The 13,428-nt window shown below is 61.8% G+C and carries 11 protein-coding genes; 5 read left to right on the forward strand and 6 right to left on the reverse strand.

The window, feature by feature from the left end:
- Positions 1 to 38: 38 nt before the first annotated feature.
- The 4 genes from BFL28_RS20280 to BFL28_RS14810 all read right to left on the reverse strand — a co-directional run bounded on the left by BFL28_RS20280 (position 39) and on the right by BFL28_RS14810 (position 3,781).
- Positions 39 to 695, reverse strand: coding sequence for an RNA polymerase sigma factor (locus tag BFL28_RS20280; RefSeq protein ID WP_079247185.1), 657 nt, complete (start codon positions 693 to 695; stop codon positions 39 to 41).
- Positions 692 to 1,645, reverse strand: coding sequence for an MlaD family protein (locus tag BFL28_RS20285; RefSeq protein WP_173655766.1), 954 nt, complete (start codon positions 1,643 to 1,645; stop codon positions 692 to 694). Before BFL28_RS20285 ends, BFL28_RS20280 begins: the two co-directional genes overlap by 4 nt.
- Positions 1,646 to 1,743: 98 nt before the next feature.
- Complete coding sequence (locus BFL28_RS14805; protein WP_069321311.1) at positions 1,744 to 3,357, reverse strand: ABC1 kinase family protein; 1,614 nt, start codon at positions 3,355 to 3,357, stop codon at positions 1,744 to 1,746.
- Entirely contained in the window at positions 3,350 to 3,781 is a 432-nt protein-coding gene (locus BFL28_RS14810) for a MarR family winged helix-turn-helix transcriptional regulator (protein ID WP_158011661.1), read from the reverse strand. The genes BFL28_RS14805 and BFL28_RS14810 overlap by 8 nt, the downstream gene beginning before the upstream one ends.
- Positions 3,782 to 3,921: 140 nt before the next feature.
- On the opposite strand from BFL28_RS14810, the gene BFL28_RS14815 reads away from it, so the two are divergent.
- From BFL28_RS14815 to BFL28_RS20290, 4 genes are all read left to right on the forward strand, one after another.
- The gene (locus BFL28_RS14815) at positions 3,922 to 5,070 is read left to right on the forward strand and encodes an HlyD family secretion protein (RefSeq protein WP_069321313.1); all 1,149 of its coding nucleotides are present in this window, start codon (positions 3,922 to 3,924) and stop codon (positions 5,068 to 5,070) included.
- Between the two features lie 2 nt (positions 5,071 to 5,072).
- The gene (locus BFL28_RS14820; RefSeq protein WP_069321314.1) at positions 5,073 to 6,629 is read left to right on the forward strand and encodes an MDR family MFS transporter; all 1,557 of its coding nucleotides are present in this window, start codon (positions 5,073 to 5,075) and stop codon (positions 6,627 to 6,629) included.
- A 7-nt stretch (positions 6,630 to 6,636) separates the two neighbouring features.
- Positions 6,637 to 8,133: an efflux transporter outer membrane subunit gene (locus BFL28_RS14825; RefSeq protein WP_069321315.1), complete on the forward strand. Its 1,497-nt coding sequence runs from the start codon at positions 6,637 to 6,639 to the stop codon at positions 8,131 to 8,133.
- 514 nt (positions 8,134 to 8,647) lie between these two features.
- Complete coding sequence (locus tag BFL28_RS20290; protein WP_241527352.1) at positions 8,648 to 8,965, forward strand: helix-turn-helix transcriptional regulator; 318 nt, start codon at positions 8,648 to 8,650, stop codon at positions 8,963 to 8,965.
- Here BFL28_RS20290 and BFL28_RS14830 read toward each other — a convergent pair.
- Complete coding sequence (locus BFL28_RS14830) at positions 8,877 to 10,133, reverse strand: tyrosine-type recombinase/integrase (protein ID WP_011157759.1); 1,257 nt, start codon at positions 10,131 to 10,133, stop codon at positions 8,877 to 8,879. The two genes, BFL28_RS20290 and BFL28_RS14830, sit on opposite strands and share 89 nt — an antisense overlap.
- Positions 10,134 to 10,425: 292 nt before the next feature.
- The gene (guaA, locus tag BFL28_RS14835) at positions 10,426 to 11,982 is read right to left on the reverse strand and encodes a glutamine-hydrolyzing GMP synthase (RefSeq protein WP_069321316.1); all 1,557 of its coding nucleotides are present in this window, start codon (positions 11,980 to 11,982) and stop codon (positions 10,426 to 10,428) included.
- A gap of 77 nt (positions 11,983 to 12,059) precedes the next feature.
- Here guaA and BFL28_RS14840 point away from each other — a divergent pair, with 77 nt between their 5' ends.
- Positions 12,060 to 13,427, forward strand: coding sequence for a hypothetical protein (locus BFL28_RS14840; RefSeq protein ID WP_069321317.1), 1,368 nt, complete (start codon positions 12,060 to 12,062; stop codon positions 13,425 to 13,427).
- Position 13,428 lies beyond the last annotated feature (1 nt).

The following is a 13,428-nucleotide window of genomic DNA, read 5'->3' on the forward strand; positions in this document are numbered from 1 at the left end:
GACGCGATTCAAACCGAAGTGTCCAGGCTGCGGCGTATTCATCCGATTGTTCTCGAACCGGATCTTTTCCAGTTTTGGTATACGTTCGCATCGCTTGTTTCTGGAGCTTCGCACGCGGGCGCGGAGAGCATTGGTAGCTGGACCGGGAGAGACGGATCGGTTTCAAAGCCGTCAACGAGCACCCGACGGGCTCGCGATACGCGACTTTTAACGGTGCCAAGCGGTACGCCGAGACGATCCGCGGCTTCTTCGAATGTCAGCCCGTCTCGTGTCACCAGCTCGAAGGCTACGCGTTGTCCATCAGAAAGCGACGACACGGCTTGGTTGAGTTCACTGGAAAAAATCCCTTCGTCCTGGGCGGCCGGGGCAATTAAAAGACGTTCTGCGATTGCCGGATCCCACGATACCGAGCGCCGATCCTTTCGCTTCCCGGACAGAAAGCTGTTCCGTGCGATCCGCATAAGCCAAGCCTTGAGGTTCGTCCCGATCTCGAAACGCTCTCGCGCAGCCCAGGCGCGCGCCAATGTATCCTGAACGAGGTCTTCGGTATCTGCCTCGTTACGCGTCAGTCGACGCGCATAAATCCGCAGGTTCGGCATCACCCTGCGCACAGCATGGCTAAAACCGCGCTGGCTTATAAACGGATCAGTGTGCTCAATGGCGACGGGAAGTGTCGATCGGCACACGCTGTTCATGGCTTCGATCCGATTTTCGCCGCAGGAGTCTCGATCGCGCTTGGTTGACCAGCAGGCGAGGGTTTGAAATCGGGCAATTTGGTCGATCCCAAGCCCCCCTGTTCGATCCTCTTGGCGACATCGCCGGCACGACCGACTGGTCCCCGGAGCGATCGAACGGTTTCCGTGACTTGGCGAGCATCCGCTTCCAACTGCCTCATCCGAGGTCGTGCGCGCGAAACCGACTGCCCAAAAGACACGGCTGATTTGTCAGCCGAATCCAGTGACTTAGAAATACGCTCACGAAATCCTCCACGTGACGCTTCAATGCGCCTGCGAAGTCTCGTTGCACCATCTCCTGTATTGGCGATCTGCTTTGCAAAAGCATCGAGCCTGTCCGTCTGTGGCAACCGTCCCGCCACTTGGCCGACTTTGTCAGTCCAGCTTTGCGAGTTGCGCGCGAGTTCGTCGAGACGCTTCTCTATCGAACGCAAACCAGCGGGATCGAGCTTTTTAGACACGCTTTCAGCGTTCGACGAAACCTTCGCAATGAGGTCTGCTGGACCACCGCCGCCCAAGAGTCCTCCGCCCTTTGCTGGTATGATCGGGAACGGCTGTCCCTCTCGGGCCGCGAGCACCGGGTTGCGATTGTTGTCGCCGCTCAGGCTCAGCTTTGCCGATCCATCAAATAACGATCGTTCGATCGATGCTTTCACACCGCGATGAAGAATCGCGTCATTGGTCAATACGAACCGCACGGTCACGAAATCTGGATTTTTGGGCTGGACCTGGATTTCAGTTACGCGGCCAATGGGAACACCGAGAAGGTTCACGGCCGACCCCGGTTGCAGGCCATCTACAGATTGTTCAAATCGTATCTCGTACGTCGGCCCCTCGGCATCGCTCGCCTGGAGAAGCCACAAAGCGAATCCGATCGCAGTGATCATGAGCAGGCCCACGATCAGGCTCACCTTCAACCAGTTTGAATGCGTTTCCATCGGGAGCTAGGAATCCCGAGACCCGTCGCGCCAGGCGCGATGCTTCGCGGGCTGCTCTGCGTGCGCCGCGCTCAACGCCGCCTCACACCTTCGAAAACGGCCAGTGCAACAGCGCCGAAAGCCAACAGTCCCGCCAGGAGAGGCTGCGAGGAAAACACTATCGCGGCGCAGATCGCGAGGGTGGCAGGATAGAGCTGCGGAGTACCCCTGCCGGCACGCTCCCTTCCGCGTAAACGCTCAAGGTCCTTGGGCGCGATACTGACGGTGATTGAGCCGGTTCGCGCAACCTTCTCGATCTGTCCGACGAGGTTCGGCGTTGACAGAACCGCTCGTCCGAGCGCTGCGAGCAGCTTGCCCGCCTCACCGCGCAGCCGGGCAGGGCTCGCCCGCTCCCGCATCAATTCCTTTGCTATGGGAGCAAGCTCGCGAGCAATGTCGAATGCCGGATCGATGCGCCGGACGAACCCCTCGGCGGTCAGCAAGGTCCGGAGCACCAAAGCGAGGTCAGGCGGAAGCGCGAGATGAAAGTCGCGCAGAATCGCGAATACCATCTGAAAAATGTCGGCGAGGTCAATCTGATCGAGCAGGACGTTGCTGAAGCGGTCGATCAGTTCGGCCATTGCCTCTTCGAGCCGGACCCGCTCCACGTCCGGATCACCGGCCCAGAGCATAAGGATATCGACGACACCGCCGGTGTCCTCCGAAGCGATCGCGAGGCCAAGCCGAACGAGTTCCTCCCGGCGCCTAGGCAGGAGGGTGCCCACGGCCCCGAAATCGATCAGGCCAAGCGTCCCGTCTTCAAGGAAGAAGACGTTGCCGGGATGCGGATCGGCGTGGAAGTGACCGTTGATGATGATCATGCGCAGGATCGCCTGCGCATAGGTGCTGGCAAGCGTAGCCAGATCCAGATCACTTCGGCGTGCCGCGTCCAGGTCGCTTGCGGGAAATCCGCGGAGCCGCTCCTGGATGTTCACTCGCCTACCCGAAAGCTCCCAATCGAAGCGCGCGGTCCGAACCCCGTAGGTTTTAAGATATTCACCGATCGCGTCGCTGGCGCGCGCTTCTGCGCTGAGGTCCATCTCCCGGGCGAGGCTCTCGGCGAAATGGCGCAGCAACTCGTCCGGCTTCAGTCTTGCGATCTCGGGGATACGGCGCTCCGCAACCCGGGCCAGTCTTCGCAAGAGCCGAAGATCGGCATCGACGATCCGCTCGATGCCTGGGCGGCGAATCTTGACGATGACGTCCCGCCCGTCGAGCAGCGTCGCAGCATGCGCCTGAGCGATCGAGCCTGCCGCAAGCGCTTCGGTTTCAAAGTGGCTGAAACTTGTTTCGATTGGGCCGCCGATCGCCTCCTCGATCAGCGGTTGCACGGCCGCGAAAGGAAGCGGAGGAACGCGGTCCTGCAGTTTTGAAAGGGCATCGACCCATGCCGGCTCCAGAAGGTCGCTTCGCATCGCGAGGATCTGTCCGAATTTGACCGCGACAGGGCCGATATCCCGCAAAAGCGCGACGATCGCTTCCGGCCGGGTATCTTCAAGCGGCTCGCCCCCCCCCGCCCCCAGACCCAACCGAGCGGCCAGCCCCTTGAGACCGTGCCGGCCGAACAGGACGAGAATCTGCGCGAACCGCTCCCTTTCTTTTAGAGCGGTCGTATCGGTTTCATCGTGAGGAGCTAGATCAATCATGCGCCCGGCTTTTCGGGGCGGGAACTTGGGTCTCGGGAACGCTGGCCTTCGTCTCCAGTTGGTCGACGAGCCGGTTCAAATGTTTGATCGCTGCGTCGAGACCCTCGAGTTCATCCGCTGTCAGGCTTCCGAAGGTCTGCCCTACGATGTCGTCGTAGAGCGGCATGGCCAGTCCCAACGTGGCCCGGCCGGCGTCTGTGATCTGCACCAGTTTGGACCGGCGATCGTCCGGAGCAGGCGATCGTGACACGAGACCATTTTGCTCGAGCGCGTCGATCGCCTGAGTAACAGTGCGGGGCGCCTGATCGAAAAAGCTCGCAATATCGGTGGAGCGGCGGGGTTGTTCCGCGAGATACGCGAGCAGTTTTAGTTGGGCCATCGATGCACCCTGACAGGCAAGATAGGCATCGATCAGCCGCCGCATCCTGTACCAGGTCCAGCCGAAGGTGGTTGCGATCCCACGTATACCCGATTGGTGAGGTTCCATATAATGTGGTATTGCCGAAGCTTGGCCGCCGTGGCAAGTCCCTCGGCTCTTTGAATCGAGAGTTGATCGGGAATAGAATGGTGGAAGATCCCACAGTCGGTTCAGGCGACTATGACGATGTCGGCGAGCGGCCCGCTGGTCCGCTCAAGTCGGTACGGGTTCGGCTGGCGCTGTTGGTTGTCGCGGTCGCTATCGTGGGAGCGGGGTTGGTATGGTATTTTGACCATCAGAACCGCGGCAAGTTCATGCAGAAAACCGACAACGCTTATGTGGCGGCGGACTCTGTCGTGGTGGCCCCGAAAGTTGCCGGATATGTCGAGCGCGTGTTTGTCAGCGCGAACCAAGCGGTCCGCAAAGGGCAGCAGTTGGCAGAACTAGACCCTCGCGAATATCGAGCCCAAAGCGAGCAGATCACCAGCCAGATCGACACAGCGAAAGCTGCGGTCGAGACGAGCCGTTCGCAGATCGCTGAACAGCAGGCGACAATCGTCCAGGCGCGTGCTCAGGCGGCCTCGGCGCGCGCCGAGGCCGCCTTCGCGCGGCAGCAGGTTGCGCGCTATCAGCCGCTGGCGGCGTCTGGCGCAGAGCCAGGCGAGCGATTTGCCCAGCTTCAGACGCAAGCACGACAGGCAGATGAGCGCGCCAATGCTGCTCAGGCCGGCCTTACCGCAGCAGAAAGGCGCGTTGGCACGCTTGGTGCCCAGGTACGACAGGCGCAATCGCAGGCCGAAGCTGCTCGTGCTCAGCTCTCAGCCGCGCGTGTGAACACCGAAGCGACGTTGCTCAAGGCAGCGATCGATGGTCGCGTCGGCGATCTCGCTGTCCGGGTAGGGCAGTTCGTACAGCCCGGAACGCGCCTGATGACGCTGGTGCCGGTGGAGCGCCTCTTCATCGAGGCCAATTTTAAAGAGACGCAGCTAGGTCTCATGCGAGTCGGCCAGCCCGTCAGCATTGACGTCGACGCGCTCCCCGGGGTCGAGCTGAAAGGGCGGGTTGCCAGCTTCGCACCGGGCACAGGTGCCCAGTTCTCCGTGCTCCCGCCGCAAAACGCGACCGGCAACTTCACGAAGATCGTTCAGCGCGTGCCCGTCCGTATCGCGATCGATGCGCCGCCCGAAGTCAGGCCCCTTCTGGTTCCCGGAATGTCGGTCGGCATTACTGTCGATACCCGTTCGGCCAAAGGCGACCTGGAGAGAATTCGGCAGGCCGTAAGTCGGAAGCGCTGAGCGTGGCGACGGTTGCTGCATCTCCGGGGACGTTACGCGCCGAGCGAGCCGACTCGACGGCCTGGATCGCGGTCGCGGCCGGCGCGCTGGGCGCGCTGCTCGCGACACTCGACATCTCGATCGTCAACTCGGCGCTGCCGACTATCCAAGGGGAGATCGGAGCGACCGGCACGGAAGGAACGTGGATCGCCACGGCTTTTCTCGTTGCCGAGATCATCATCATACCGCTGAGCGCGTGGCTGGAACGGCTTTTGGGGTTGAGGACACTTCTCCTCATCTCGGTGACCTCTTTTACAGGATTCTCGGTCCTGTGCGGCACCGCTACGGATCTGATGACAATGATCGTCGGAAGGGCGGGTCAGGGGTTCACGGGCGGCGTGCTCATCCCGACAGCGATGACGATCGTCGCAAAGCGCCTCCCGCCATCGCAACAGCCGATCGGCATGGCCCTTTTTGGAATGACCGTCATCCTGGGTCCGGTTCTTGGCCCCCTGCTCGGAGGCTGGCTCACGGAAAATCTGAGCTGGCATTATGCCTTCTTCGTGAACGTGCCGGTCTGCGGTCTGCTCTTGCTGCTGCTGCTTCTCGGCCTGCCGCACGAGAAAACGAACTGGGTCTATTTCCGCGAGGCGGACTGGTTCGGGATCGTCGGCATGATCCTCGGCCTGGGAGGACTGACGGTCGTGCTTGAGGAAGGGCACCGTGAAGAATGGTTTGAATCGACGTACATCGTCCGGCTGACGATCATGACCCTGATTGGTTTTGTCATGTTGGGTATCGGACAACTCAGGGCCGCCAAGCCTGTGCTTAAGCTGCGGATCGTGATGAATCGACAATTCGGCAGCGTCGTCGTCATGGCGCTGGCGCTGGGCATGGTGATGTACGGCTCGACCTTCGTCATCCCGCAATTCCTCGCGCTGATCGCTGACTATAACGCCCTTGAGACGGGTCAGGTGATTTTCCTCATGGGTGTGCCTGCCTTCTTGCTGATGCCCGTCATCCCGCTGCTTATCCGCGTCGTCGATATCAGGCTCGCCGTCGGCACAGGCCTTGCGCTCATGGCCGCCAGCTGCCTCGTCAACACCAGCCTCACCGCGGAATCTGCCGGAGAAGCCTTTACCGCCGGACAGTTACTGCGTGGTGTCGGCATGATCCTCACCATGCTGTTCCTGAACCAGGCCACTATCGCTTCGGTCAGCAAGGAGGATGCCGGTGATGCATCAGGCATCTTCAATGCCGCACGAAATCTCGGCGGGTCGTTCGCTTTGGCCGCCCTGGCCTCCTTTCAGGACCAGCGAATGTCGCTCCATAGCCGGCGGATGGAAGAGACCCTTTGGGCAAACGACCCAAGGTTGCAGGATTATCTCGCCGGCATGGCCAGGACGTTCGGCCAGATGGACGCCGCCCTTCAGTCGCTTGCCGGGACCATTCAGCAGCAGGCCTTCATCATGACGTACAATGACATTTTCCTGGCGATGGCGCTTGCGACACTGGCCACGCTTCCACTCGTTTTGTTCCTGCGCCCGCTGCCCAAAGGGCAGTCCATGGCGATGCATTGAGGCTGCGATGACAAACTTCAGAGGTCTCGTTCTCGCCCCCTTGCTGCTCGGCGGATGTGTCGTTGGCCCGGACTACGCCGGACCGCCGGGGTTGGGTCGCGCCGCCCCCCAATCCAAGTTCGTGCGCCAGACCGCGAGTACGAGCACCAATGACCCCGCAGTTGCTGAGTGGTGGACGGCTCTTCAAGATCCGGTCCTGAACGAGCTTGAGCGACGCGCACTTGCAGCGAATCCGTCGATCGATGTCGCCCAGGCGCGGCTCCGTCAGGCGCGTGCATCCGTGCGCCAGGAGCGCGCTAACCGCTTTCCGAAAGCTGGGGCACAAGCGACCGGAATCTTCGCCGACCTTCCCGGGATCGATCTGCAGTCGGCTCAGGGGAACGGCGCAGCGCCCCCTTCCCAGGACGCGGATTCCTCTCTCCAGTTTTTCAATCTCGGCCTGAACGCAAATTGGGAAATCGATCTTGCAGGAGGCCAGATCCGAAAAATAGAATCCGCTAACGCACTAGCCGCAGCGGCTTCCTACAACGCGGCAGATGCACACGTTCAACTCGCAGCCGACGTTGCGCAAAGTTATACGAATCTGCGGGACCGGCAGCAGCGCGCCGCTGCACTTCGTGGGGGGCTGGACCTGCAGAAGCAGCAGCTAGACCTCGCTCGGCAACGCTTTCAGCAGGGCACGGTGCCGGCCTTTGCCATTGGTCAGGCGAACCGCGCCATTCAGGCTACCAACGGCGATCTCGCTACGGCTGAGGCGGAGATTGGAATTTATCTTAATGCGCTCGCCGTACTTGCAGGGGAGGCGCCAGGGAGGCTCGATTCCTTGCTGGCTGTCCCGCGTGACGTCCCCTTGCCGCCACAGGTCGTCGCCATCGGCGATCCCGCCTCTCTCCTTCGCCGTCGACCCGACATACGCGCCGCCGAGCGCAATCTGGCGGCCACGACCGCCCGGATTGGCGTCGCTGAAGCAGCGCGTTTTCCAAAGATCAGCTTTATGGGGATCCTAGGCATCGGCGGAACGTCTGTCGGAGACCTGGTCGATCTGGGAAATATCTCCAACATTGCCGTGCCCCAGCTACAATGGGGGTTGCTCGATTTTGGACGAACTTCGGCCCAGATAACGCAAGCGCGCGCTGGACGAGACGAAGCTGAGGCACAGTATCGACAGGTCGTTCTAGGTGCGTTCCAGGACGCCGAGAATTCGCTCGCGCGCTTTGCACAGCAACGTCGCAATGTGGCAGCGCTCGCCGAGATCAAGCGATCGGCTGACGAGTCAGACATTTTGACACAACAACGCTTCCAGCGACAGGTGATTTCCCGCAGTGACGCACTCGAGTCCGGTCGTCAGAAAGTGCTTGCTGCATCAAACCTTCAAAGTGCGGTTGCGGCTCTTACGGCAAGTTATATCGCCATACAAAAATCACTCGGACTCGGGTGGCAGGAATCGACCTATCAAGGATTGGCAACGGATTCCTCGACCACGTCTATCGGAACAAATCAGTGATCCCTCGACCTGTCATGCCCTAATGTCGCCTTTGGGGTAGCTACCGAATTACCATAACGGCGTCTTGACTTGAGGAGACGCTGCTGTGGCCGACACCGAAATACGGTCTGTATGGAACGGGAGGTGACGATGCAACTTCGGTCGGGAGTTCAAGATTGAGCAGTTAAGCTGGCGCAGGATTACGGGCGACTGCTTCTTCACTTCAATTTATTGATCTACGCACGATACGCGGCCTTTCGGATTGGCAAGACCTGGCTCCGGCAATCGGACTGGCAAGCCTGCGCCGGCAGTTTGTTGACGTCGTCGCTCCGCTCGACGGACTGCGTCCTGCGCATGACTAAGGGCCAAGGGACAACCAGAACGAGCCCGCCGATTTGTACGCCATTGCCGCCGCGAGCCCTACGCCGGTGCGTTCGCTCTTTTCATGTCGGGTCTATCGGCTCCAATCGGCATCAGACGCCAATCTCGTTGGAGTAGAGTTATGTCGACGAAATCTGAGGCCCTCAAAAAGCGGATGATCCGCCGCCATGAGCTTCGGCAGATCGTACCGCTGGCCGACACCACCATCTATGAGATGGAACAGCGCGGCGAATTCCCTCGTCGCTTTGCGCTCACCCCACGCTGTGTGGTGTGGGATCTGGCCGAGGTCGAAGCCTGGCTGACCGATCGCCTGGCGACAGCCCGGCGATCGCCAATCGACCGGGCGCCGCATCCCGATGTGCGCAAGCGTAAGGCGCGTCCCGTCAAAGCGCCGGATCAGGCGCGAGCATCGGCATCGAGGGCGGAATCAGGACCGGCACGCGCTTCTGCCCTGCCACCCAGGCGTCGATGATATCAGACCATTCCTGCATCATATGCCGCCGCTGGTGCTCGTACTCCGCCTTGTTGTAGACGCCGCGCGAGGACCGCCCATCTTCATGGGCCAGGCACTTTTCGATCCAGTCACTGTTGAACCCCAGTTCATTGAGCAGGGTCGATCCAGTCCGGCGCAAGTCATGTACCGTGAACGGCTCCAGCGGTAAGCCTTCCTTCTGCGCGCGCTCCACGACGGCGTAGGTGACGCGATTGAAGGTCGCCCGGGACATCGGCGCATCCGCATCATACCGAGACGGCAGAAGGTAGCGCGAGTTGCCCGCGCAAGTCTTCAACGCGATCATAATGTCGAGGCATTGCTGCGAGAGATAGACGTTATGCGCCTTGGATCGCTTCATGCGCTCCTTGGGGATCGTCCACACGGCGTTCTCGAAGTCCACCTCGTCCCAGACCGCATCCTGCAGCTCGCTCTTGCGCACCATTGTCAGCAGGAAGAGGCGCATCCCGAGTCGGATCGTTGGCAGCGTCGCCACATGGTCGAGCTGCTTGAGCATCACGCGAATTTCCGTCGGCGACAGCGACCGGTCCTTTGGAACGAACGTCGCGATCGAGGCGGGGCCGACATCGTCGGCCGGATTGGCAACCTTCTCGCCGTGCAAGATCGCAAACCCGTAGATCTGCTTGAGGATGTCGCGGACATGGATAGCAGTCGCCGGTGCGCCGCGATCAACGATCTTGCCGCAGTGGGCGCGCAGGTCATCCGGCGTGATTTCAGTCAACAGCCGGTTCTTCCAGACTGGCAGAAGCTCTCGTTCGAAGATCGAACGCCGCATCGCGCGGGTGCTGTCAGCCATCGGCGCCTTCACCAACCAGCGCTCTCCAAACTCACCGAAGCTCTTGGCCTCCTTGATCCGGCGTTTGTCGCGTTGTTTTTCCTGGGCCGGAGACCTGCCTTCGAAGACGGCACGTTTAGCGTCGATCGTCGCTTCACGGGCTCGAGCAAGGGACAAACCGGAGGGACCGTATTTCCCAAGCGTTAGCGTCTCGCGCCGCCCATGCAGCCGGTAGTCCAGCCGAAACGTCAGCGTCCCGGAGGTTGAGACCTGGACATAAAGGCCGTCACGGTCCGTGACTTTGTAGGCTTTCTCGCGTGGTTTCAGGTTCTTAAGGGCAACATCGGTGAGCATACCGACCTCCTTTACGCAAAATACCGTCAGGCGATTTTCGGCCATTTTCGCCGACATTATCGTTTGATTTACAATAGTTTAGTGCGTAAAAAATACCGTCACTGGCTTCAATACCTCTGACGGTATCGCTGGATTGGGCCAAGTGCAAGTTTGCCGGATACCGTCGAGCATGACGCCAGAGCCAACCGCTGCTCCGCGATTGATCCCGATAGATAACGTGAGATAATCTTTTTATTTCAATGTTTTGATGGTTAAACGCCGATTGATCGCGATAGCCAAAAATGGCCTCGAATCATTCCCACTCGATCGTGCCGGGCGGCTTCGACGTATAGTCATAGACCACGCGATTGACGCCCTTCACCTCGTTGACGATCCGTGTCGCGACACGCGTCAGGAAGCTGGCATCGAAGGGGTAGACGTCCGCCGTCATGCCGTCGGTCGACGTCACTCCGCGCAGGCCGCATACGCTGTCATAAGTGCGCCCGTCGCCCATCACGCCGACGGTCTTCACCGGCAGCAGCACCGCAAACGCCTGCCAGATCGCGTCATACAGCCCGGCGTTGCGGATTTCCTCCAGATACACGGCATCTGCCTTGCGCAGGATGTCGCAGCGTTCCTTGGTCACCTCGCCCGGGATACGGATCGCAAGGCCCGGCCCCGGGAACGGGTGCCGCCCGACGAACACGTCCGGCAGGCCCAGCTCCCGGCCGAGCGCGCGCACCTCGTCCTTGAACAGCTCGCGCAGCGGCTCGACCAGCTTCATGTTCATCCGCTCGGGCAGACCGCCGACATTGTGGTGGCTCTTGATGGTGACCGATGGACCGCCAGTGAACGACACGCTCTCGATCACGTCGGGGTAGAGTGTGCCCTGCGCCAGGAACTCGGCCCCGCCGATCTTCTTGGCTTCGGCTTCGAACACGTCGATGAAGGTCTTGCCGATGAACTTGCGCTTGGCTTCGGGATCGGTGACTCCGGCCAGCCCGTTCATGAACAGCGTCTCGGCGTTCACATGCACCAGCGGGATATTATAGTGTCCGCGGAACAGCGACACGACCTGATCCGCCTCACCCGACCGCATTAGGCCATGGTCGACGAACACGCAGGTCAGCTGCTCGCCGATCGCTTCATGGATCAGCACCGCCGCCACCGCCGAATCGACACCGCCCGACAGGCCGCAGATCACACGGCCGGATCCCACTTGCTTGCGGATTTCCTCGATCTTGGTCTGGCGGAACTCCGCCATCGTCCAGTCGCCCTTGAGGCCGCAGACATGCCGCACGAAATTGGCCAGCAGCTTTCCGCCGTCGGGCGTGTGAACCACCTCGGGGTGGAACTGCATGGCGTAGTAGCGCCGCTTGTCGTCGGCGATCACGGCAAAGGGCGCGCCAGGGCTGGCCGCCACCGGGCGGAAACCGGGCGCCAGGTTCGTAACCTTGTCGCCATGGCTCATCCATACCTGGTGCCTATCGCCCTCGGTCCACAGCCCGTCGAACAGCGCGCAGCCATCGGCGATCTCGATGAACGCCCGTCCGAACTCGCCGCTATCACCAAGCTGAACCTGGCCGCCCAGCTGCTGCATCATCACCTGCTGGCCGTAGCAGATACCCAGCACGGGCAGTCCGCTCTCGAAGATCGTATCGGGTACACGCGGCGAGTCCGCGTCCAGCACCGATGCCGGAGATCCGGACAGGATCACGCCGCCCGGGCGCATCCGCTCGAACGCCTCGGCGGCGGCGTTGAAGGGCGCGATCTCGCTATAGACCCCCGCCTCGCGCACGCGCCGCGCGATCAGCTGAGTCACCTGACTACCGAAATCGACGATGAGAATGGATTCGCTGGGGCCTGTCATGGCGGGTCGATAGGAAGGGCTGCGAGTCGTGTAAAGCCGCCTTGCCAGCTGCGTCGCGCCGCCCGATAGCTGTGGCAATGGGGGAGATCATCGAGCGTCGCGCCAAGTGGACCGTCGTGGCCATTGCCGTGTTCGGCCTCGCGCTGCGGATGGCGGCCGCACAGGGCGGGCTGTGGCTCGACGAAGCTTGGTCGGCGGTGATGGCGCAGGAGGCCGGCACCCCACTCGGCATCTTCCTCAACATCAATCACGACAACAACCATCATCTCAACTCGCTATGGTTGCAGCTGGTGGGACAGAGCGGGCCGCCCATGCTTCAGCGCGCGCTGTCGATCGTGGCCGGCACCGTCACCATCCTGATCGCCGCGCGCATCGGCGCACGCCGCAATGCTGGCACTGCGATCCTGACCGCCCTGTTCCTCGCGCTTTCGCCGCTGCTCGTGACCTATGGCTCGGAAGCGCGCGGCTATGCGCCGATGTTGCTTGCCTTGATGTGCGCGGCCGATCTGGTGGACCGCTGGCTTGCACACCCTGCCACACCGCCACCCGCCATCGCGCTTGCCATTGCCGCCCTGCTCGGCCTGCTGGCCCACCTCACAATGGCGTTCGGCCTCGTCGCGCTCGGCCTCTGGTCGTTGTGGCAGCTGCGTCAGCAGCGAGCCCAGCTGTTCGGCATGCTGGCAAGGCTGTGGGGACTCGCCGCGATGGCGGCGGCTATCGCGCTCGCGCTGATCTTCATACCGGCGTGGCGCAGCGGCGGCATGGCCTTCGGGGCCGCGGAGCCGTTCACGTTCATCCAACTCGGCGCAGGCCTGGTGCACGCCTTTCGCTATGCGTTCGGCGGCATTTGGTCTGCGGTCGCCATCATCGCGCCTGCCGCCATGCTGCTCGGCATCCCCCAGGGACGGCTCGCCGCATGTGGCTATGCCTGCCTGCTCGCGCCGCCGCTTCTGGTGTTGGCCGCCCAAATGCCCAATGCTGGTTTTGCACGGCTCTATCTGATCCCGGCCACGGGTGCGCTGCTGCTGTTGGCCCTTCTGCTCGGTAACAGCTTTGCGCAGGGGAAGCGCGTCCTGCCCCTTCTGTTCGCCGCCGCAACCCTGCTGCTGATGGCGTGGGGCACTGCCCCCCTGATCGAGGGCCGCCGTGCTGACCCCGCTCAGGCCATTGCCGCTATCGCCGCCCGCACCGGGACCGCGGATCTCGCACTCGATCACTCGCGCTCCGAAGCGACACTGCGCGCCGCGGCCGCCAGCGCCCGCTATCCACTCACCATCCGCCAGTCGTGCCCGGCCGCTCGCTTCCTGTTCCTCGAGCGTGACGGGGATGCCCCCTTCCCCGCTACCCCCTCGCATTGCGGCGCGCGCTATCGCGGGATCGCCGGCGCCTTCGCCCAAGGCCTTTCCGGCACCCATTGGAAGCTCTACGAACGCGCGGAGAGGTAGC

The sequence above is a fragment of the Sphingomonas turrisvirgatae genome (assembly GCF_001721295.1).
Taxonomy (GTDB): domain Bacteria; phylum Pseudomonadota; class Alphaproteobacteria; order Sphingomonadales; family Sphingomonadaceae; genus Sphingomonas; species Sphingomonas turrisvirgatae.

Bases quoted from the DNA above. Each gene is read 5' to 3' on its own strand.
- guaA (WP_069321316.1), bottom strand. From the start codon at position 11,982: ATGACAGGCCCCAGCGAATCCATTCTCATCGTCGATTTCGGTAGTCAG.
- BFL28_RS14805 (WP_069321311.1), bottom strand. From the start codon at position 3,357: ATGATTGATCTAGCTCCTCACGATGAAACCGATACGACCGCTCTAAAA.
- BFL28_RS14840 (WP_069321317.1), top strand. From the start codon at position 12,060: ATGGGGGAGATCATCGAGCGTCGCGCCAAGTGGACCGTCGTGGCCATT.
- BFL28_RS14815 (WP_069321313.1), top strand. From the start codon at position 3,922: ATGGTGGAAGATCCCACAGTCGGTTCAGGCGACTATGACGATGTCGGC.
- BFL28_RS14825 (WP_069321315.1), top strand. From the start codon at position 6,637: ATGACAAACTTCAGAGGTCTCGTTCTCGCCCCCTTGCTGCTCGGCGGA.
- BFL28_RS20280 (WP_079247185.1), bottom strand. From the start codon at position 695: ATGAACAGCGTGTGCCGATCGACACTTCCCGTCGCCATTGAGCACACT.
- BFL28_RS14830 (WP_011157759.1), bottom strand. From the start codon at position 10,133: ATGCTCACCGATGTTGCCCTTAAGAACCTGAAACCACGCGAGAAAGCC.
- BFL28_RS14810 (WP_158011661.1), bottom strand. From the start codon at position 3,781: ATGCGGCGGCTGATCGATGCCTATCTTGCCTGTCAGGGTGCATCGATG.
- BFL28_RS20290 (WP_241527352.1), top strand. From the start codon at position 8,648: ATGATCCGCCGCCATGAGCTTCGGCAGATCGTACCGCTGGCCGACACC.